The organism is Bacillus sp. FSL M7-0307 (assembly GCF_038627835.1).
GTDB lineage: Bacteria > Bacillota > Bacilli > Bacillales > Bacillaceae > Bacillus > Bacillus altitudinis.
Genome location: NZ_CP152023.1, coordinates 299,613 through 319,030, shown reverse-complemented (window position 1 = coordinate 319,030; position 19,418 = coordinate 299,613). Strand labels below are relative to the sequence as shown.

The 19,418-nt window shown below is 43.2% G+C and carries 18 protein-coding genes; 2 read left to right on the top strand and 16 right to left on the bottom strand.

What is annotated here, in order from left to right; translation table 11 throughout:
- Positions 1 to 66 precede the first annotated feature (66 nt).
- Positions 67 to 1,497, bottom strand: coding sequence for a YfcC family protein (locus MHI41_RS01720; protein ID WP_007498311.1), 1,431 nt, complete (start codon positions 1,495 to 1,497; stop codon positions 67 to 69).
- Positions 1,498 to 1,650: 153 nt separating this feature from the next.
- Between MHI41_RS01720 and MHI41_RS01715 the strand changes: the two genes are divergently transcribed.
- Positions 1,651 to 2,778 (top strand): M20 peptidase aminoacylase family protein, encoded by a 1,128-nt coding sequence (locus MHI41_RS01715; RefSeq protein WP_272511968.1) that lies wholly within the window; start codon positions 1,651 to 1,653, stop codon positions 2,776 to 2,778.
- Between the two features lie 47 nt (positions 2,779 to 2,825).
- On the opposite strand, the gene MHI41_RS01710 is transcribed toward MHI41_RS01715, so the two are convergent.
- The 15 genes from MHI41_RS01710 to MHI41_RS01640 form a co-directional block, all read right to left on the bottom strand.
- On the bottom strand, positions 2,826 to 3,548 hold the full coding sequence (locus tag MHI41_RS01710) for an SDR family oxidoreductase (protein WP_007498314.1): 723 nt from the start codon (positions 3,546 to 3,548) through the stop codon (positions 2,826 to 2,828).
- 85 nt (positions 3,549 to 3,633) lie between these two features.
- Positions 3,634 to 4,509 carry an alpha/beta hydrolase gene (locus MHI41_RS01705; protein WP_336297185.1) on the bottom strand — a complete coding sequence of 292 codons (876 nt, stop codon included), beginning with the start codon at positions 4,507 to 4,509 and terminating at the stop codon, positions 3,634 to 3,636.
- Between the two features lie 39 nt (positions 4,510 to 4,548).
- Complete coding sequence (locus tag MHI41_RS01700) at positions 4,549 to 5,430, bottom strand: glycine betaine ABC transporter substrate-binding protein (protein ID WP_008342122.1); 882 nt, start codon at positions 5,428 to 5,430, stop codon at positions 4,549 to 4,551.
- The gene (opuAB, locus tag MHI41_RS01695; RefSeq protein WP_029575460.1) at positions 5,430 to 6,275 is read right to left on the bottom strand and encodes a glycine/proline betaine ABC transporter permease subunit OpuAB; all 846 of its coding nucleotides are present in this window, start codon (positions 6,273 to 6,275) and stop codon (positions 5,430 to 5,432) included. The genes MHI41_RS01700 and opuAB overlap by 1 nt, the downstream gene beginning before the upstream one ends.
- 10 nt (positions 6,276 to 6,285) lie before the next feature.
- Positions 6,286 to 7,551: a glycine/proline betaine ABC transporter ATP-binding protein OpuAA gene (gene opuAA, locus MHI41_RS01690; RefSeq protein ID WP_008342124.1), complete on the bottom strand. Its 1,266-nt coding sequence runs from the start codon at positions 7,549 to 7,551 to the stop codon at positions 6,286 to 6,288.
- 400 nt (positions 7,552 to 7,951) lie between these two features.
- Positions 7,952 to 9,046, bottom strand: coding sequence for a toxic anion resistance protein (locus MHI41_RS01685; protein ID WP_007498324.1), 1,095 nt, complete (start codon positions 9,044 to 9,046; stop codon positions 7,952 to 7,954).
- A gap of 14 nt (positions 9,047 to 9,060) precedes the next feature.
- The gene (locus MHI41_RS01680; protein WP_017358587.1) at positions 9,061 to 10,677 is read right to left on the bottom strand and encodes a YceG family protein; all 1,617 of its coding nucleotides are present in this window, start codon (positions 10,675 to 10,677) and stop codon (positions 9,061 to 9,063) included.
- A 70-nt stretch (positions 10,678 to 10,747) separates the two neighbouring features.
- On the bottom strand, positions 10,748 to 11,563 hold the full coding sequence (locus MHI41_RS01675; protein ID WP_019743831.1) for an HAD family hydrolase: 816 nt from the start codon (positions 11,561 to 11,563) through the stop codon (positions 10,748 to 10,750).
- On the bottom strand, positions 11,560 to 12,669 hold the full coding sequence (locus tag MHI41_RS01670; protein WP_007498339.1) for a cysteine protease StiP family protein: 1,110 nt from the start codon (positions 12,667 to 12,669) through the stop codon (positions 11,560 to 11,562). Before MHI41_RS01670 ends, MHI41_RS01675 begins: the two co-directional genes overlap by 4 nt.
- Positions 12,662 to 13,993: a phosphoribosyltransferase family protein gene (locus tag MHI41_RS01665; protein ID WP_342494759.1), complete on the bottom strand. Its 1,332-nt coding sequence runs from the start codon at positions 13,991 to 13,993 to the stop codon at positions 12,662 to 12,664. The genes MHI41_RS01670 and MHI41_RS01665 overlap by 8 nt, the downstream gene beginning before the upstream one ends.
- Positions 13,977 to 15,170, bottom strand: coding sequence for an HpcH/HpaI aldolase/citrate lyase family protein (locus MHI41_RS01660; protein ID WP_008342129.1), 1,194 nt, complete (start codon positions 15,168 to 15,170; stop codon positions 13,977 to 13,979). The genes MHI41_RS01665 and MHI41_RS01660 overlap by 17 nt, the downstream gene beginning before the upstream one ends.
- A gap of 82 nt (positions 15,171 to 15,252) precedes the next feature.
- Entirely contained in the window at positions 15,253 to 16,032 is a 780-nt protein-coding gene (locus tag MHI41_RS01655; protein ID WP_008342130.1) for a TerC family protein, read from the bottom strand.
- 140 nt (positions 16,033 to 16,172) lie between these two features.
- Positions 16,173 to 16,751, bottom strand: a complete 579-nt coding sequence (locus tag MHI41_RS01650; protein ID WP_007498343.1) for a TerD family protein — start codon at positions 16,749 to 16,751, stop codon at positions 16,173 to 16,175.
- Positions 16,752 to 16,792: 41 nt separating this feature from the next.
- Complete coding sequence (locus MHI41_RS01645) at positions 16,793 to 17,374, bottom strand: TerD family protein (RefSeq protein WP_008342133.1); 582 nt, start codon at positions 17,372 to 17,374, stop codon at positions 16,793 to 16,795.
- Between the two features lie 20 nt (positions 17,375 to 17,394).
- Complete coding sequence (locus MHI41_RS01640) at positions 17,395 to 17,997, bottom strand: TerD family protein (protein WP_017358594.1); 603 nt, start codon at positions 17,995 to 17,997, stop codon at positions 17,395 to 17,397.
- Positions 17,998 to 18,414: 417 nt separating this feature from the next.
- On the opposite strand from MHI41_RS01640, the gene MHI41_RS01635 reads away from it, so the two are divergent.
- Positions 18,415 to 19,407, top strand: a complete 993-nt coding sequence (locus tag MHI41_RS01635) for an LLM class flavin-dependent oxidoreductase (protein ID WP_045034624.1) — start codon at positions 18,415 to 18,417, stop codon at positions 19,405 to 19,407.
- Positions 19,408 to 19,418 lie beyond the last annotated feature (11 nt).

Sequence of the window (19,418 nt, the reverse complement as noted above, 5' to 3'; positions counted from 1 at the left end):
GCTGTCCCCATACATTTTCTCATAAGAAAAAAGCTGCCAAACACTCTTTGGCAGCTTCTTTCTTATTTAATAAGGTCCCCAATTGATCATGACACCGATACAAATAAAGACAAGGCCGATGACGAACCAAATGAGCGCAAGCGGCACCATAAAACGCAGCCATTTCACGTAAGGAATCCCACTTGCAGCCAAGACAGCCATCAACACACCTGAAGTCGGATTCACGCAGTTGACCACCCCTTCACCGAGCATCACTGCTTCTACCGCTACTTGTCTCGTGATACCCATTAAATCAGCAAGCGGCGCAAGAATCGGTATAAAGACAACCGCTTCCCCTGATCCTGATGAAATCAAAAAGTGAAGGAGCGCACTGGCGATATACATGCCGATCGCACCAGCGATTGGACTAAACCCTGTCAGCATACTCGCAAGCCCATTCACCACAGTATCAAGCAGCTTGCCGTTTTCCAAAATGACTGAAATGCAGCGTGCCATGCCGACAATGAGTGCGCCGTATACAAGGCTTTGACAGCCGACAATAAACGTTTTTGCAATATCATTGGCAGCTAATCCGCCAAGCAGGCCAGCAGCAATGGCCATGAAAATAAACACACCAGCCATTTCCTTATCTGTCCAGCCAAGCTGAAGCGCACCATACAAAAAACCCCCAAGCGACAAACCACACACCGCTAAAATCAGCTTATGTCTGCCGGTGAATTCAGGCTTGTCCACAGATTCCGCATCAGCTCCTCCAAGCCCTTTAGCAGGAAACCACTCGTCACCAAGCAGGCTCCCCTTTTCTTTATTTTTCAGGCGTTTTGTATATAAATAGATGTACACAATACTAGATAGAAGAAAACAAAGATAAATGATGACACGCAGACCAATACCAGAAAAAATCGGCAGTTCTGCAATCGTTTGTGATAAGCCTAATGGAGATGGAGACAAAATGGTTGCGTTAAAACCTGCATAACAGCCGATGTAAATAACCGCCGCTCCCGCCACTGCATCCCACTTTAAAGAACGTGCCACAATGATTCCAATAGGAATAAAGCCAATGACCGAGTTCACCACAATTCCGGTCGTCCCAAGTACAGAAAACAATCCGCCAACAATACAAATAAACAATAGCTGTTTCGTTTGGAACCGGCTGATGACATTGTGAATCATCCCGTTAATGGCACCTGTCTTTTCCAAAATTGCAATGGTTCCGCCAGTAAAAAGAATCAGAAAAATAATAGAGGATGAACCCACCATCCCTTCTTGAATCGCTGTAAAAAAACCAACCGGACTAACTGGTGATTGATCAATACGGTGATAACTGCCAGGAACAGCTGTTGTGATCTCTCCTGACGTTTTCCGATCAAATTCACCGGCTGGTACAAAATACGTTGCGATCGTACAAATTAAAGCAATCATAAATAAGAGTACATACGCATCCGGCATCTGAAGTTTTCTTTTTTGTTTCTCAGGTGCTGATACTGTCGCTGTTTTCATCTGTCAAAACCCCTTTGTCCCGATCGGAATTTCACTTAATTTTCTGAATAATCAAATGATGTGTTATATTATAAACACTGATGATATTTAAGATCAATATTATTTCACTAAAAGAATGTTTTGGCAGATTATCTGTCAGCAAGGAGGCTTCTCATGACAACTTTGACAAACGAGATGAAACAAACCGTGACAGACATCTTTGAACATCTGCACGCCCATCCAGAAATCAGCTGGGAAGAGACAAATACGACGGCTTATATTGAAGATCTATTAAAGAAAGCAGGCTGTAAAACGAGAACATTTGAAGACTGTACAGGGGTGATCGGTGAAATTGGGGAAGGCGCACCAGTAGTCGCTGTGAGAGCCGATATTGACGCATTGTGGCAGGAAGTAGATGGCGTATTTCAAGCCAACCATTCATGCGGACACGATGCTCATATGACGATGGCACTTGGGACATTCATGGCATTAAAAGAAAAAGAACTTCCAAGTGGCACGATCCGATTCATTTTTCAGCCTGCCGAAGAAAGAGGCGGCGGCGCTTTAAAGATGATCGAAAAAGGTGTGTTAGCTGGCGTCGATTATTTATACGGGGTACATGTGCGCCCAATTCAAGAAACCTTAAACGGACGCTGCGCTCCTGCCATTTTGCACGGATCAAGTAATCATTACGTCGGGACCATTCTAGGGGAGGAAGCTCACGGTGCACGCCCGCATCTTGGGGTCAACGTCATTGAAGTTGCATCTACGCTTGTGCAGAGACTGGCACATATCCATGTCGATCCACGAGTCGCCCATTCTGTGAAAATGACCAATTTAAATGCAGGCGGCGGCAGCTCCAACATCATACCTGGCAAGGCCTCTTTTACACTCGACGTTCGGGCACAGACAAATGAAGTGATGGATGAATTAGAAAAGGAAATTGAAAGAGCATGCCATTCTGTAGCGGATGCTTTTGGCGCCTCTATCACACTTTCAACTGATCATCGTCTTCCAGCTGCGACATTAAATGAAGAAGCTGTGGAGATCATGTCACATGCCATAGAGCAAGTGCTAGGCAAAGAACAGCTCGATCCACCGATCGTGACGACAGGCGGAGAGGACTTTCATTTTTATGCAGCAAAGCTTCCTCATATTAAATCGACGATGCTCGGTTTAGGCTGTGATTTAAAACCAGGGCTACACCACCCTTATATGACATTTGACCGCTCTGCCATTTTTACCGGTATTGAGATTTTGACGGAAGCTGTATACGAAACACTTCAACAGCATTCATCGTAAAATAAAAAAACCACCCGTCTTTTCTGAAGCGGGTGGTCTCCTTTATTTTACGCATTCACATCTGTCATTGCCGGTACATTGATTTCTTTCACACAGGACACCCTTGATAGATGGATGACACATCTTGCCAGCTCGACAATATCTTGTACAGGTATTCTCGTTTCATCATAAAGAGCAATGGCTTTTTCAGCGCCATCTTCGTACGGAACTTCTGCCGCCAACTCTCCTGGATTGATACAGGTAACGGATATTTTATCTTTCCTTACGTGCTCTCTTAGTGCGTTCACAATACCACGAAGCCCAAATTTAGAAGCAACAAAAGAAACCTGAGGCAAATTCGTATGGTCAAGTCCCGCAGTAGAACCAATGACGATGATCTTTCCATTCTCAGATGTCCTTACGTGCGGAAGCAGAGCTTGGATGTAGGTAATCGTTGAGGTAACGTTCACATTGATTAAATGAGCGATATCCTCCGGTTGATCATGATCGAAAGAATAATCATCTTCAAAGCCGCGTTTCTCCCATAAACCGACGTTATAAATGAGTACATCAATTGTCTGATCCTTCAATGCTTCGAGCATAAAAGGGATATGGGTTTGGCTTGATAAATCGATCTTCAGCCAGATTCTACGCACTCCGTCATCTATATTCAAACTGCTTGGTTCACTTCGTGACACAATCCATACTGTATCTCCACTTGAAGGAAGACCTTTTACAAAGGCATCCCCTAATCCTTGACTCGCACCAAATATGATATAGTTTTTACTCATGCTTCCTCCTTCATGGCTCACTTACGAGCTTCCATCCATACACCAACTCATCTGTAAGCGTTTTATACCTATATCATACAATGTCTTATACATGCTTACCCCTTTTATGCTCATCTTCACTTTCTAAATGGCCTAGCTTCCTTATTTCCTTTAATTCCGCTGGTAACGCACGCTCTTCTATAAAGCTTTTGATCATGTCGACAAAAAGTTCTTTCTTTTCAAAAGTAAACGTATGTCCAATGTCAGGAACGATGACCCCCGCTGCATTCGGGTGTGCATTCGTGATTTTTTCTGCTGACCTAGTCATAATGCCCTTTTCCTTTTCTCCCACTGTCACAAGAATCCGTGCCTTCGCTTGTTGAAACGTGTCAGGGAGCTTGTAATGAAGATTTTCTTGAAACATCGTAAGCAGCGTCTTCTTCTGCAATTGTTTGGAATCCGCTGCATAATGATCCAGTACATCGTTTGGAAGTCCCATCTTTTCTGCTTGCAGCTGGATGAACCAATCTTTCTTTAATAACGGATATGTAAGAGGTAAAATGGGCCTTACCATCAAATAGAGCCATGGTAATGGCAACACAAGGGCGCTATTGATGATGGCGATGTCTGCGATGTCTGGCTCTCTCGATAACACATCAACGGCTACCTGTGCACCTAGAGAGAAGCCAATTAGAATGACTGTACGGCCATGTGCATGCTCCTTTATCCATGAAATGATTTCAAAAGCACTTTCTCGCATGGAAAACGACGTTTCATTTGCTCTTGTCCCGTGACCAATAAAATCAGGGGTATAGCATTCATACGTTTCCTTGAATATTTCCATATGCTCCTGCCACATCCAGCTGCTTACGCCTCCACCGTGCAGGAAAATCATCATTGGTTTTTCCACCATCGACAACTCATCCACCATCCTTATATATAAGAAAAAGCAGTCGCTTTTTGAGCAGACTGCTTTTTCCATATGCTCCCTTCTATTATAAGGGAACTGTTATACAATTGGCTATTTTTTCAAATCTTCGATCGAGTTGACGTTTTTCATATAAGTCGGAACAACGAGACCCATGCGAAGACCCTTCATACTTGTACCGAGATCATCATATTTTCCTTTAAACTTCGCTGCATACGTTTTATGCGTATTTGGAAGCCATGCAGATAATGATGCATCAGCACTTCCGGTTGCAATTGCTGTCCACATTGGGCCCGCTTCAACCTGAGTCAAGGTCACTTTAAAGCCAAGTTCACGCAATACCTCTGCGGCCACATTGGTACTTGCAATCTCACTATCCCACGCAACGTAGGCAAGATTGATTTTGTCACCGTTTGACTTTTTCACGCCTTTTGTCCATTTCGCTACTTGATCTTTATGCTTTTTCACATATTTAACAGCAGCATCCTTTGGTTTGACGCCATCCTGAATATCAAGCATCACTTCACCCATGTCATCTTGAGACCATTTAAACTGACTGAGCATTTTGGCTGCTTCCGGCTGATCCTTCGCAAATCCTTTACGAGAAATGGTGTGAATTTCTTCTTCGTCACCATATGATTTTTTCGGATCATCTAAATATTTCAAATCGTAGCGGGAAAACATCCAGTGAGGATTCCAGCCAGTGATGATAATCGGTTTTTTACGGTCATACGATTTCTTCAATGTCGCTGTCATCGCTGCACTTGAGGCAGATACAACCGTCCAATCCTCTAAACCGTAATCCTTTTTCGCTTGATCGGTTAAGGCCATAATACCTGAACCCGGATCAATCCCGATAATCGTTTTATTGACCTGCTGTGCTGCACTTGCATTTGAATCTGATTGTGCACCACAAGCGGCTAGTAAAAAGACGAGCAGGGCGGTCATCCCAATGTAGAGAGACTTTTTCCACATTAAGCATTCCCCCTGGTTTTTTTCGTTTTAATGTTTTGTGTAATACGATCCAGTGTGATCGCTACGATAACAATGGCAATACCAGCTTCAAAACCAATCCCTGTTTTCAGCTGCGTTACTGCACTATATACTTCCGAACCAAGTCCTGGTGCACCAACCATTGCCGCAATGACGACCATGGATAGAGCAAGCATGATACTTTGGTTAATCCCAGCTAAGATGGTTTTTGTAGCAAGTGGAAGCTGAACTTTGAACAAACGCTGGAATGTCGTAGAACCAAAAGCCTCTGTTGCTTCAATCAAATCCGCTGGTACTTGTTTAATACCGAGAATGGTCATACGAATCGTTGGCGGCATAGAGAAAATAACCGATGCCACAACCCCAGGAACAACTCCAATATTAAAGAAGAAGATCGCTGGTAAAAGGTATACGAATGCAGGCATTGTCTGCATTAAGTCTAAAATAGGTGTGACAATTTTACGCACCGTTTCCTTCTGTGATGCCCAAATACCGATCGGAACCCCGATCACGATAGAAATGACCACAGCTGTCAGAACGAGCGCAAGTGTTTGCAGCATTGGCTGCCAGTAGCCTAAATAGTCGATCAGTAAGAATCCAATAAGTGTGAAAAGAGCAACTCCTCTTGTACTGATCCACCAAGCAATGCCGGCAAAGATAAGCGTTAAAATAATGGATGGAATGACGCCAAGTGCAGCTACAATACCATTTACTGTTCCAGCTAATCCATTTGTGATGCCATCAAAGAAACCACCAAAGGTTAATGTTAACCAGTCAACAAATTGATCGATATAATCCGCGAACGGAATTCTAGGTAAATCACTCATACTAAACATCTTATTCTACCTCCTGTGCAGAAGGCTCTTGTGCTTTAATTTCCTCTAGCTCGTTAGAAGACATGTTGATATATTCATCATTACCTGATAATGCACCAATCAATGCACCTCTGACCACAATACCCTTCATTCTGTTTTTCTCATCTACAACGGCAATTGGAATGTTCGCATCAGACACCGCGTCAAAGATCTCTGTTAAATACGTTGATTCCAATACTGTCGTAAATTCTTTATCAAGAACAGTTTCTAGCGACGCACCCGTTTCTGCCGCTTTTTTCGCTGCTTGTGCAGAAATAACACCTAATAAATGCTTTTTCTTATCTACTGCATAGATAGACGAAATACCAAGGTTCTTCATGAGCGTGAGCGCAACACGTGCCCCTTTATCAAGCTGAACTGTTTCTGCACGTTTCATAATATGACCAGCGGTTAATACTTTAGAAAGGTCTACATCTTCAACGAAACGTTCAACATACTCGTTCGATGGGTTCATCAAAATTTCTTCTGGTGTTCCGATTTGAACGATATTCCCGTCTTTCATGAGGACAATGCGGTCGCCAATACGAAGCGCTTCATCTAAATCATGCGTGATGAAAATAATTGTTTTTCCGACAGACGTATGAAGCTCAAGCAATTCATCCTGCATGTCTTTACGAATTAATGGATCTAGTGCGCTGAATGCTTCATCCATTAACAAAATATCAGGGTCATTAGCTAGTGCACGTGCCAATCCAACACGCTGCTGCATACCGCCACTTAATTGATTTGGATACTGCTCTTCAAAACCTTCAAGTCCAACAAGCTTTAAAGATTCAAGCGCTTTAGAGCGGCGCTGTTCTTTCTCTACACCTTGCAATTCAAGTCCGTATTCTGTATTCTCCAGAATGGTACGATGCGGGAACAATGCGAAGTTTTGGAAGACCATGCTGATCTTTTTCCGTCTGACTTCACGCAATTGATCCTTTGACATATTTGTTATCATATCCCCATCAATATAAATTTCTCCGGAGGTTGGTTCGATTAACCTATTTAGCAGCCGCACAAGTGTGGACTTTCCGCTCCCTGATAGCCCCATGATGACAAATATCTCGCCGTCATAAACATCAAAATTTGCTCGATTGACACCAACTGTTGCGCCGGTCTCTTTTAGGATTTCTCTTTTTGTCTTCCCTTTTTCAAGCATTTGAGATGCTTTTTTAGCATTTTTACCGAAAATTTTAGATACATTATTTATCTTGATTTTGATCTTTCTCTCTTCAGAATTCATTTTTTCCCTCCAAATTAGCATCTTTATAACCGTAACATAAGCGTTATGATGCGAACAATCTTTAGAATTCGCTTATTTCCGTACAATATGTATGAATTCCATATAGAGGTCTGGTGATTACAGTTTATACGCCGTATTACTCGTAAATCCTATAGAATGCTTCATAAACTACATATTTTACGGGGTATTTTCTCTCACCAGACAATATTTTACTGGAAATTCCTTATTGTGCTAAAAAATAAGTCGAATCCTTGTGATAGCGGACTTTTTCTTTCATGGGTGAACCATGCCCCTGAACAGGATTTACCCGAAAAAGGTCACATAAAAACCTTTTTCCTCAAATTTTAATCAAATTCATGAAAAAACTGCCTGCAACTTTAGTTACAGACAGCCTGTTTTTTTAGGACTCTAGGGCAGCTTTCTTAATATTATCTTGAAGCTCAAGCATACGTTTTGTTCCGTCCTCACGTAATCGTTTGTTTTCTTCTTCAATCTGCTTCGTCTCTTTCATCCCTTGTACAATCGTATTGAAGGATGATTCGATCGTTTCAATGTCGATGCTTGGACGACCTGATAATTTAGCAATCTCAACACTTTGACTTGAGATATTTTCAGCATTTCGTTTCAGCATTTCATTCGTTCTTCTGTCCAGTTCACTCATGGAATCAGCCACAAGCTTTTGTCTCTTCGCTGTTACCGCTTGAATGATTCCATTTTTGAAAATCGGAATCGTAATGATGAAGGCAGAGTTAATTTTCCCGATTAATTTCGTATTACCACGCTGCAGCAAACGGATTTGCGGTGCCGTTTGAAGTGCCACCATCCGTGCCATATCAAGATCATATACACGCTCTTCAAGCGCTTGAATCCCATTACGAAGCGTATCCAGCTCCATTTGTGCCAGCTGGTTTCCCCCCGCCGCTTTTTCTTCATAAGAAGGAACCAATTGTTTTAATTCTTCGATCTTCATTTGCCCTGCGACGACATACTTTTCAAGCTCCATATAGTATTGAATGTTATGCTCATACATTTCTTCAAGCGTAACCGTCGATTTGGTCATTTCATCTTTGTATTTACTGATTTCCACATTGATTTTTTCAATTTCTGCACCGAGCGTTTGATATTTGCTGAATATCTTTTCGATCATGCTGCCGCCGCGTTTAAAGATTTTTGACAACAAACCGCCCTTCGGCTCGTCAAAATCATTTTTATCAAAACGATCCATAATCTTTCCAAGCTGTGTAAGCATCGTTCCTGAGTCTGTGACACTTGTTGAACGCATCATAGAGAGGATACGGTCAGAAAACTTAGAGATTTCGACAGCCGGCTGTTTCCCGTATTCAAGCAGTTCAAGCTGATTTTTGGCATCAATCTGTCTCGCAATGTTTTGGACTTCTGGTTCATTGCGCAGCTGAACGCGAATATCGTCTGCCTTTTCAATCGTGATTTCCTCTTTATCAATTGAAATGATGTCATTTCCGTTTGTATTTGTCATAAGCTTTGATCTCCTTATCGGTTTTTAATGGATTGAAATAACTTTCTCACAATAGACGGCTCTTTAAACTCTTGGTTCATGACCATTTCATCAAGCCAATGTGTATCAAATAATTGATCGTCTATATACCGCTCTATACACTGATAGCCGGCGGGATGATACACGAAGAGATCCACACCCATTTCATTTAGGAAAATCAGGGCAGCCGCATCAGAACGAGTCAGCTCACCATTATATTCCGTATGGTATAAAATCACTTTCGGTACAGTCTGGGCATAATCAAAGGTTTGAATGAGTTCAATTACATCTTGGTTCATATGCAGAAGCTGCTTGAATAAATAAATACGCACATCTAATTCAGTCTCATGGCCTTCTTTTAACAGCTTCGGATGCTGACAAATGCGAGAAATGGCCTCTGCGATCGCACGCTGCGTGCCCTCATATAAATGCGAGAACTGCCACACATTGCTTTTCATTAACAAATCAGGGTCAACCTCTCCTGCTTTAGAAAGTGCATGCTGATAATGAAATTGATAATTCGAAGACACTTCTTGTGTGAAAGGGAAATGACGGATCGTTTTCGTTTCTTTCCCCTCCATTAGCGTATGGATACGGTCCCAATATTCTCGCTTGTCTCTCGTCACCCCCATCATCTTCGCAAAAAGATTCGGAATCTGTATGGTGTCACGGTCTGCTTTGAAATTCGGGCGGATAAACGACCGTTCCTTCGCAATTAAAAACAGCTCATCATACGTTGTCTTTAGCGTAATAGAATGAGGGGTATGATCTCTGAATTGCCATGGCTTATACAGCATGGAATCTTCTGTGTGAAGTACCTCTTCAAGCTCTCTTGTCGAACGGTACGCCACCGTTGATTTCCTCTCAGGCTTTTCAGTAGGGAACGGTTCAAGCTTTGACGTCCCTGGATACTGATCAATAAAAGTCAGCTTTTCTTCTGGATCTAATTCACGAAATTGATCCTTGCCTTCTGGATGAAACAGCACCACATCACAGCCAATCAGCATGACATAGTAAAGAAAATAAAGCTGACTTTTATTCGCCTCTCCATACCAAATGACAGATGGCATTTTTTCTTCCATATTGCCTTCCTTCAGCCATGGTCCTAGATGATTATTTGAAAACTTCACTACATCTAGCAGCACGCGGCGGAAATCAGGATGCTGGAATCCCCCTTCATGCAGCTGCTTGAAATGCTCAAACACCTGGATTAACGAAAGGCGGATATGCCGGTTCATCACTGGGTTTGGATGACGGACAATGAGCTGTTCACCATCTAAGAAAGCCACAAATCGATTCACGGACAATCCCTTTTCTTCCTGATTGATCATATGAATCCGCTGGAGCGCTTGAAAGTGCTCCGGCTCAATATGCCGGTTGAGGGTTTCACTTAAAATATGCATGCCGTCAGTTTCGTATAATTCATGTAAATAAATAAAATAATCGGTTGCATCATGCGGAGTTCCAAGGACGCGGGCAGCGAGACGCGGCAAGGATAAGGTGTGCTCGTCCTTGACGTAGCCGTCTCGTTCAGGGAGCGGCTTTTTCAGCAGGTTTTTCCAGGCTTCCTGTTTCGCCCGTGTCTGGGTTACATTGATTTCTTTATAGCTCACGCCGCTCCTTCCTTTCTCCTATATTTTCTCGAAAGCTACTACTATCATATCATTCAGCCTTCTACTTCTGCTATCGAATCGAAGGCTTTTTTGCTGTGTTCATCTTCTTTGCGACAGAAGCGGCGATTTCGTCTGCCGCCGCCATGCCAGAGGCTGTCGTCGGTTCAAGCGATAGATCAAAATCTAAGACTTCCCCATGACTCGGAGCGAAGCCTTTATCCGCTTGACGTATGAGATCAACATCTAACAAGGAGTCGCCCGCACCATATACATATTCAAGGTGTAGCCTTTCTTTTAGAAAAGCAACAGCAGCCCACTTATTGAGCGGCTTTGGAATAAAATATAGCTTCCGGCCCTGAAGGGAAACCTGCCAGCCTCTCTCCTCACCCCACAGCCTTAATTCAGCAAGCGGAATATGAGAAAGAAACTCGTCTTTCATAATTAAATAAAGAAATCTTCCCTCAGCTGTTCGAGTACGTTTAACCCAAGCGGCAACCGGAAGTTCAGAGATCGCCCGCAGCATATCTCTCACCGGCATACACTCTTGCAGTCTCTCATCTACAATCGCCTGCCACTCCTCAAGCGGCTTGCCGTGATGAAGGATACAGCCGCCGTTTGTTGTGACGGCATACTCTGGTTTGATCTCTTGCTGAAAGAGAGTGATTCGTTCAAATTGTGCTGTCGTTCTTGTCGTCACTGGGATAAACCAACCTGCTTGATGAATTGCCTGTAAGGATGCTTTCGTTTCAATCGACACATAGGAAAGCGGCCGGTCGTCCAGCACCTCAATTAATTCGTATGCTCCCTTGTATGCATACTGCTCCAGCATTCGATGTGAGTATATCAGTGTCCGGTCTAAGTCACTGGCAAATGCCATGTTCTTCATGACGATTGCTCCAACGGGCGGATGAGCCCACAGCATGTGTAGGACATGTTGGCATATTCAATCACGGGCACGCCTCTGTCCTCTGCGAGTAGTAAAATGTGCTTGAGCTTTTCCCGAGATCCTGGCTGAATGAGTATTTTCCAAGGAACTCTTCTGAGCAGCACACGGGTCGTCTCACCGACGCCCGGCTTAATCAAATGCGTATTGTCAATTTGGAACTCCTGACCAATTGCTTCAATGGAGGTCATCCCCCGCCAGTCAGGAGGCGTTCCTTGTGCGAGCAGGGTCTCTGCTTTCTCTTGTACATTTGCATTAAGTTCAGAAAATGCTTCTTCAATTGTATTAACGTACAGATTAGAGACATCCTCATCAATGAGCTCTTCATAATACTTGGCCCCATGGAAATCATCGGCATGGATCCAGCGGTTGTTTAGCACCGTTCGACTAACTAGGCCAGATACCGTTGAATTCAAGCAGGCACTTGGAATGAGGAAATCCTCTCTCGTTCCGTAAACACTCGTACAATAACCAGGATCAGCAAGCACAGCCAGCTCACTCGAAAGACGAATTCCATATTTCTGTTCAAAATCAAGCACCGCTTGTTGAAGCTCTTTGGAAATAGCACCCTTTCCGGTCCAACCGTCAATAAAGGCAATCTCAAAACCTGGATGTTCTTTGAGTATATAATGCAGCGCATTCTCATCTATTCCGCGGTCACGAATAATAGAGATGCTATAATGCGGCAAATCGAGACCATACGTCTTTCTGATATACCGTTTAATGAGCACCCCGATTGGTGTCCCAGCCCGTGCCAAACTGCAAAGAACGGTTTGAAAGCCTCGCTTTTTCACAATTTGTTCTGCGACAACCGCTACGGCTTCCGCTACCTTTTGCTTACTTTCTTCAAGAGATTGATAGAATAAGTCCATATAAGATGCCGTCGGCTTGTATTCAATTGGCAGCATTTCTGAGTAATGTGCACCGCTTTGAATAGAGCGCTCCCGCTCTTCTGTACTTTTCTCCATCTCAATCGATGATAAATCCTTGAGTAAGAAGGTTACGTCCTGCTCTGGATAGCTTCCCATCTTTGTATACACGTTAGCCATTCACCTTCACCTCATCTGATAAAGTCACAATATGCACATGCTTCACATGCCGCTCAGCAAATAAGTGGATCAGCGGCATCAAAGCTTCTTGAGACACCTTTTTCTCAAAAAACAAAAAGACATCATCGTACTGATTTTTAGGGATATTGTACACGTAGTGCTGAATGCGGGCATCCTCTGGACTCAAAAATGCGAATCCGTTTTGAACAGCGTACCCTTCCTTTTCAACCGGATGAATCGGACTTCTTGTCGTCGAATGAAAAAGGACACCTTCGCCCATATGAGCTGCAAGCCTCATCGGCACATACATCAATTCTCCTGTCCCTAAGCAAAGGGTCTGTTTCCCTTTTCGCTCTTGCTGGAGCTTCAGCCCAGCCTTAGCAGCTGCTTGATCAATGGCGACCGTATCCACTGCGCTTAAACCGAAACGACCTGTTTCATGTATATACGGCGAATGCCCCGCCGGATTGACTGCATGGGAAAGTGAATATGGCACTTGCTTAAAGAAGGATTGAAGAGAATGAAAAGAGAGTTCAGGTCTCTTCTCTTGCGCAGCAATCTCATATGAATAAGTAGGCTCATCCAGTGTTGTCCCCCGAAACATCATCTGCCCTTTTAATAAAGATAATGATGTGATATTTACCCCCAGCTCCTCTTGAAGCTGGAGCATCGCTTCCTCGTGCTCCTCTGTTCTCCAATCTAAAATGGATAGAATCGTATAAGAGGATCTAGGGTGCTTTGCGTGCAGATCCCGAATAATATTCATATTTGTCCGGCCTGTCGTGACCTCATCATCTACTAGCACAATTGGACGATCCGTACGAAGTAAGGCGTCGTCTGCATAGCAAAGCTGATCCGTGGCATGAGAATGTTCTTCTTCAAATACGAGTGAAGGATCAAGATCCAACAGCTGTTCACGTGTTGTATGGATATAAGATGCTCCTTCTATGACGTCATACACACCATGACCAAGCGCTGTTGCCGTTTCAGCAAAGCCGATTACTATTGGCTCGTTACTTGCCGGCAGCTTCTCTTGTTTGAGCGCTGCATAGGCTTCGATTAACTTAGCATGATCATCCGTTTTTAGAGCATCTACTACACTGTCTTGGTGCGGGGGCGTCTTGCCTGTTTGTTCTTTTGCATAAGCCATTGCCAAAAGACCTGAGACGAGGAGTGGTTTCAACGGGTGAACAGGCATATGTTTCCCGAGCACCTTACTAACAAATAAAAAGGCTCTCTTTTTGTTCACCCGTGCCGCCATGTCAAAAAGATGTTCTTTTTCAAGCTGAAGCGTACCCTCTTTGAGGTTAAGCTCCACCTCCATATGTTCCAAGATGTTCAGCGTATGCGGCTTCTGCTTCTGTGAGTATGTCGATATAGCTTCTATTTTCATGAAACACCCCGTAAATGTCTGACTTCATTAAAATGTTTTCCGCCCAGCGATAGTGCGGCTTCGTTTCGTTCATTTTATTAGAAAAGGTACTCTTCATCACGCCGACTGTACCATCTGCATGCTCTAAAATACTTAATGCATCCATGTACTCTTCCTTTGTGACAACGTACATGCTTTGAACTGGCTTGAGATGCGTTGGATGGATGACTGTCTTGCCATGAATACCGTTTACCACATCCAGCCTTGTCTCTTTGAGCAGACCTTGCATATGATCGAGCTCAGATGATAAAGACTCACCACTCTTAGAAATTGCACGGATGAATGGATTTTGTTCTTTTCGTGCCGGTCCAAAATGCTCCCATACAGCTCCTGATATCACAAATGAACGACCAAAATAATTGATGATATCTGTGATCAACTCAGCAATGACTCTGATCTCATAAATGGTGGTCTCGCGATCACGGCGAATGCCGTACAATCCACACAGATCCGTTGCCCCAATGCGAATATTCAAAATATATTCCTCATCATTCAGCATGATCTGCTTTAACTCAGACAACACCTGATATCTCGTTTCTTTTTCTAATAAATCTGGTGTTTCTAAAATGGGCATTCCGTATAGTGTTTTCTGAGTTTGTGCTGAAGCTCGTTTCAAACTGTCTACATATTCCTTTGCATTGTGAACGGAGCACTTTGGAAACACAAAACCAGTCAGTAAATGAAGAGAGGAACCGAGCAAATCTGCCATTTTGAGCAGCTGTTTGGGCGAACGAACCCGAATAAATAAAAGCGGCAAATGCTCAGCCATTTCTGGAGATTGATGAATTGTCTCAGAAAGGCAGGTCAATTGTGCCACTATATTCTGTTCAGCCATGTCCACTTCCTGATCACCAATGGCGTCCTCCAAGCAAAACACAACAGAGCAAAGCGCTTCATATTTCTGCGAAAGCAGCATGTCTGCTACATCCTGTCTTGTCGCAGGCATATACAAAGTAGCACCTAATGCATGCGCAAGTACATGCCTTGGCGTCAATGAATGAACTGCCGCCGGCCGCTTAAAAAAAATATCGTGCTGCCTCGTCTCTGATAAAAAACGAAAATATCGCATGCAGTGCCACCTCCTGTTGTAATGACTTGATGATTCAAAAAAGGATGGAGCCGCTAGTCAACTCCATTCCTTTTTGATCGTCCTATTCTTCTTTTGAAGCCGCAGCTTCGTTTGTTACACCTTGATGCTTCTTCTTATTGATTTTATGAACAATAAACGTTCCGATAAACGCTAGGATAATAATCGCAAAGAATGCGAGATGCGGGATTTCAATATGAGCAGCACTTAAGCCCATTTTGATGGCAATAATTCCAATGAGAATAAATGCCGTATTCTCAAGCTCTGGTATACGGTCGATGAGCACAAGGAATAATTGTGCCACTGTACGCATCATGAGAATTCCAAGCATTCCACCTAAAAGAAGAATCCATACTTCCTCAGATACAGCGAATGCAGCAAGAATACTGTCTACCGAGAAGGCAAGGTCCATAATTTCTACAGAAATAACAGTTGCCCAGAAGACGCCAAATACACGAATCATCCAGCCTTCTTTTTTCAATTCCTTCGCTTCGTCATCTCCGTCACCTAACCAGAAGTGCTTAATGACCAGCCAAGCTAAGTATGCAGCGCCTAGAACCTTAATCCACCAAAACTTAATAAGCAGCATCCCTACGCCAATGAATAGAAAACGGAAGAAATAAGCGCCAATTAATCCGTAGGTTAATGCCTTTTTACGCTGCTTTTCAGGTAAATGTTTCACCATAACAGCTAATACAAGTGCGTTATCCGCTGACAACAAACCTTCAAGCACGACAAGGGTCCCAATAAGCCCCCAAGAGACAGGGTCTGTTAATACCTCTGCCCACATATGCCAATCAAAAAACGAGGCATACGTGTCCAACATATGTTTCAAAATGTCCAACTGGTTTTCCTCCTATAAGTGTAGAAGCATCAGCAGGCTTTCGCCTGCTGTTATTCTTGATCGCTGTTTCTTTCTCACTTTGGAAAATACCCTCATATGAGTCATTGGCAGCGCCTCTTGAATGAAGTTGTTTCTTCTCTTTACACTTCTAACCCATAATTTTGACAAAGAGCTGCAAGTCCGCCAGAGAATCCGCTTCCGATTGCGTTAAACTTCCAATCGCTGCCGTGTCTGTATAGTTCGCATACGACGACAGCTGTTTCAATTGAGAAGTCCTCCCCTAAATCAAAACGAATCAATTCTTCCCCGCCCTCTTCATTTACAACACGAACAAATGCATTAGAGACTTGTCCAAAATTCTGGCTGCGTGCCTCTGCATCATGAATCGTAACTGTAATTCCGATACGATCAATGTTAGCAGGAATTTTCGAGAAATCAACGAGAATTTGCTCGTCATCTCCATCTCCTTCACCCGTACGGTTATCACCGGTATGAGTGACACTGCCGCTTGGATGCTGCAGATTATTATAGAACACAAAGTCTGTATCTTGTTGACAACGATTGTTTGCATCTACTAAGAAAGCCGAAGCGTCCAAATCAAATTCGGCTCCGCCTGAATATTTATTCGTATCCCAGCCAAGTCCGATCATCACTTTTGTCAGCCCTGGATTGGTTTTCGTTAAATCGACACGTTGTCCTTTTGAAAGCTGAATCGCCATATTCGTATCTCTCCTATCTTCTGAAAATATGAAAACGGGCGTTACCCGATATCTAAGCCGAAGTCTGTTGCAATGCGGGCAAGTCCGCCTTGATAGCCTGATCCAACAGCTGAGAATTTCCACTCTCCGCCATGACGGTATAATTCACCTACAATAATCGCTGTTTCAATTGAAAAGTCTTCTGCCAAATCATAGCGAATGAGCTCTTCATTTGATGCCGCATTTAAAATACGGACGTAAGCGTTAGACACCTGTCCAAAGTTTTGGCTGCGTGCTTCTGCATCATGGATTGTAATGACGAAGGAGATTTTCTCAATACTTGCTGGTACAGTTGAAAGATCAACATTGACCTGCTCGTCATCTCCGTCTCCTTCACCTGTACGGTTATCGCCTGTATGTACGATACTTCCGCCACCGCCAGTTGTTTGATTGTAGAAGACAAAGTCAGATGGAGAGTTTGCTTTCCCTGCTGCATCTAAAAGGAATACGCTTGCGTCTAGATCAAAGTCATGTCCGCCATCATACTTGTTTACATCCCAGCCAAGACCTACGACTACTTTTGTTAAACCTGGATTCGTTTTTGTTAAATCAATTTTTTGACCTTTTGCTAAAGAAATTCCCACTAGGAACCTCTCCCTTCTAATTAAATGTAGTTTCTCGTAATATCGGCAAGCTTCGCATCGTTTGTACCATTTCCTACAGCTGCAAACTTCCACTCATTCTCGTGGCGATAAAGCTCTCCAACGATTAATGATGTTTTACCTGCATATTCATCTTTTAAATTATATTTCACTAATTCTTGATTGTTTGAACGGTCAACAATTCGGATGTAAGCATTTTGAATCATACCAAAGTGTTGGTTTCTTCTAAGTGCATCATAAATGTTCACAACGAACACCAATTTATTCACATTGCCTGGCACCTTGCTTAAGTTGACGAGGACTTGTTCATCATCTCCGTCTCCTTCACCTGTCAGGTTGTCACCTGTATGCTCAACACTGCCGCATTTGCTTTTCAAGTTGCCAAAGTAAATCAAATCTTTATTTTCAACAAACTTATCATTTTTCAGCATCAGCACTGAAGCGTCACAATCAATATCAGCACCGCCGCCTCCGCCAAACAGCTTACCTAAAAAACCGCCGCCTTGTGATACAGGGTCCCAGCCAAGTCCAACTAGAATATTGGTTAGTCCTGCTTTTCCTTTTGTTAAATCAATACGTTGACCTTTTTCTAATGTAATCGCCAAATCAATCACTCCTCCAGCATAATAAAAATCTATTTATTAAGCGATGGACCCTATTAAAATCATCATACATGAAAATTCGACAAAATTCATGAAATGACATTGGAGCCTCTTACTCTTTTTTCTATTTACTAGTATATACGATCTATGTATAAAAGAGGTTTCAATATGATGATATTTTTTTAAAGAAAGATCCATGACAAAAATGATTCATGTCGTAAAAGAAGTGTTTCATGTGAAACATTGTCGAATATCCCCGTTACACAGCCTCTCGCTTAAAAACAGGGCACGCATCCACTTCATATGTTGATATAGAAAATTCATGTACATAGCTGTGATAAACCCTTTCATTTCCTTCCGTTCATGACTTTCTTTATACTTATGGATAGAATTCAACGTATTGATGAAAGGGTGTTGATGATGCCATCACTTCATATATTAGATCAAGTCGCCATCCCTAAAGGTCAGTCCGCACAAGAAACATTGGTTCATACGACAGAACTGGCCAAGCTTGCGGAAACACTAGGGTATGAGCGGTATTGGTTTGCTGAACACCACAGCACGAGAGGACTCGCGAGTACAGCGCCTGAAATATTAATGGCACATATTGCTTCACACACATCGACTTTGCGCACAGGCTCCGGGGGTATTTTACTCCCGCAGTACAGCCCTTTTAAAGTAGCAGAAGTCACCCGCCAGCTTGAAGCCCTTTACCCTGGGCGGATTGAGATCGGTGTTGGTAAATCCCCAGGCGGAATTGAACGGACGAGACTCGCTTTGACAGACGGCGTGAAGAAAGAACTGTCTCAATTTGACCGCCAGCTGGAGGACCTTCTTTTTTACTTATCTGACAGCCTGCCTTCTGGTCATCGGCATGCAGGAGTGAAAGCGGCTCCGCTCGTTGATTCTTATCCGCCAGTCTGGCTGCTTGGACTCGGGGAAAACAGTGCCATCCAGGCGGCATCACTTGGAATCAACTATATTTTCGGACATTTTATTCATCCTGCACGAGGCAGGCAAGCTTTTGAAGCGTATCGGTCACACTTTTCTCCATCCGTTTTCTCACGTCAGCCTCAGTCTATGTTTGCTGTCTTTGTAATCTGCGCAGACACAGACGAGGAAGCAAGCCGCATTGCCACCAGTACAGACTTATGGCTACTTCGGGTTGAAAAAGGGCTGGACAGTCGCGTTCCTTCTATAGAAGAAGCAGAGAACTATCATTACACTGAGCAAGAAAAGAAAAAAGTGTTACAAAACCGCCAGCGAATGATTGTTGGCTCAAAGCAAACAGTGAAAGAACAGCTGCAAATCTTAATGGACCGCTATCAAACGGACGAGATGATGATATTAAACAATTCATTTGATCCAATGGAAAAACAGCGTTCCTTTGAACGAATCGCAGAACTATTTTGAAGCCAATCTTT

What these genes read in the sequence shown, in the direction of transcription:
- MHI41_RS01720 (WP_007498311.1), bottom strand. Translation starts at nt 1,497, where the DNA reads ATGAAAACAGCGACAGTATCAGCACCTGAGAAACAAAAAAGAAAACTT.
- MHI41_RS01715 (WP_272511968.1), top strand. Translation starts at nt 1,651, where the DNA reads ATGACAACTTTGACAAACGAGATGAAACAAACCGTGACAGACATCTTT.
- MHI41_RS01710 (WP_007498314.1), bottom strand. Translation starts at nt 3,548, where the DNA reads ATGAGTAAAAACTATATCATATTTGGTGCGAGTCAAGGATTAGGGGAT.
- MHI41_RS01705 (WP_336297185.1), bottom strand. Translation starts at nt 4,509, where the DNA reads ATGGAAAAAGCAGTCTGCTCAAAAAGCGACTGCTTTTTCTTATATATA.
- MHI41_RS01700 (WP_008342122.1), bottom strand. Translation starts at nt 5,430, where the DNA reads ATGTGGAAAAAGTCTCTCTACATTGGGATGACCGCCCTGCTCGTCTTT.
- opuAB (WP_029575460.1), bottom strand. Translation starts at nt 6,275, where the DNA reads ATGAGTGATTTACCTAGAATTCCGTTCGCGGATTATATCGATCAATTT.
- opuAA (WP_008342124.1), bottom strand. Translation starts at nt 7,551, where the DNA reads ATGAATTCTGAAGAGAGAAAGATCAAAATCAAGATAAATAATGTATCT.
- MHI41_RS01685 (WP_007498324.1), bottom strand. Translation starts at nt 9,046, where the DNA reads ATGACAAATACAAACGGAAATGACATCATTTCAATTGATAAAGAGGAA.
- MHI41_RS01675 (WP_019743831.1), bottom strand. Translation starts at nt 11,563, where the DNA reads ATGAAGAACATGGCATTTGCCAGTGACTTAGACCGGACACTGATATAC.
- MHI41_RS01670 (WP_007498339.1), bottom strand. Translation starts at nt 12,669, where the DNA reads ATGGCTAACGTGTATACAAAGATGGGAAGCTATCCAGAGCAGGACGTA.
- MHI41_RS01665 (WP_342494759.1), bottom strand. Translation starts at nt 13,993, where the DNA reads ATGGAGGTGGAGCTTAACCTCAAAGAGGGTACGCTTCAGCTTGAAAAA.
- MHI41_RS01660 (WP_008342129.1), bottom strand. Translation starts at nt 15,170, where the DNA reads ATGCGATATTTTCGTTTTTTATCAGAGACGAGGCAGCACGATATTTTT.
- MHI41_RS01650 (WP_007498343.1), bottom strand. Translation starts at nt 16,751, where the DNA reads ATGGCGATTCAGCTTTCAAAAGGACAACGTGTCGATTTAACGAAAACC.
- MHI41_RS01635 (WP_045034624.1), top strand. Translation starts at nt 18,415, where the DNA reads ATGCCATCACTTCATATATTAGATCAAGTCGCCATCCCTAAAGGTCAG.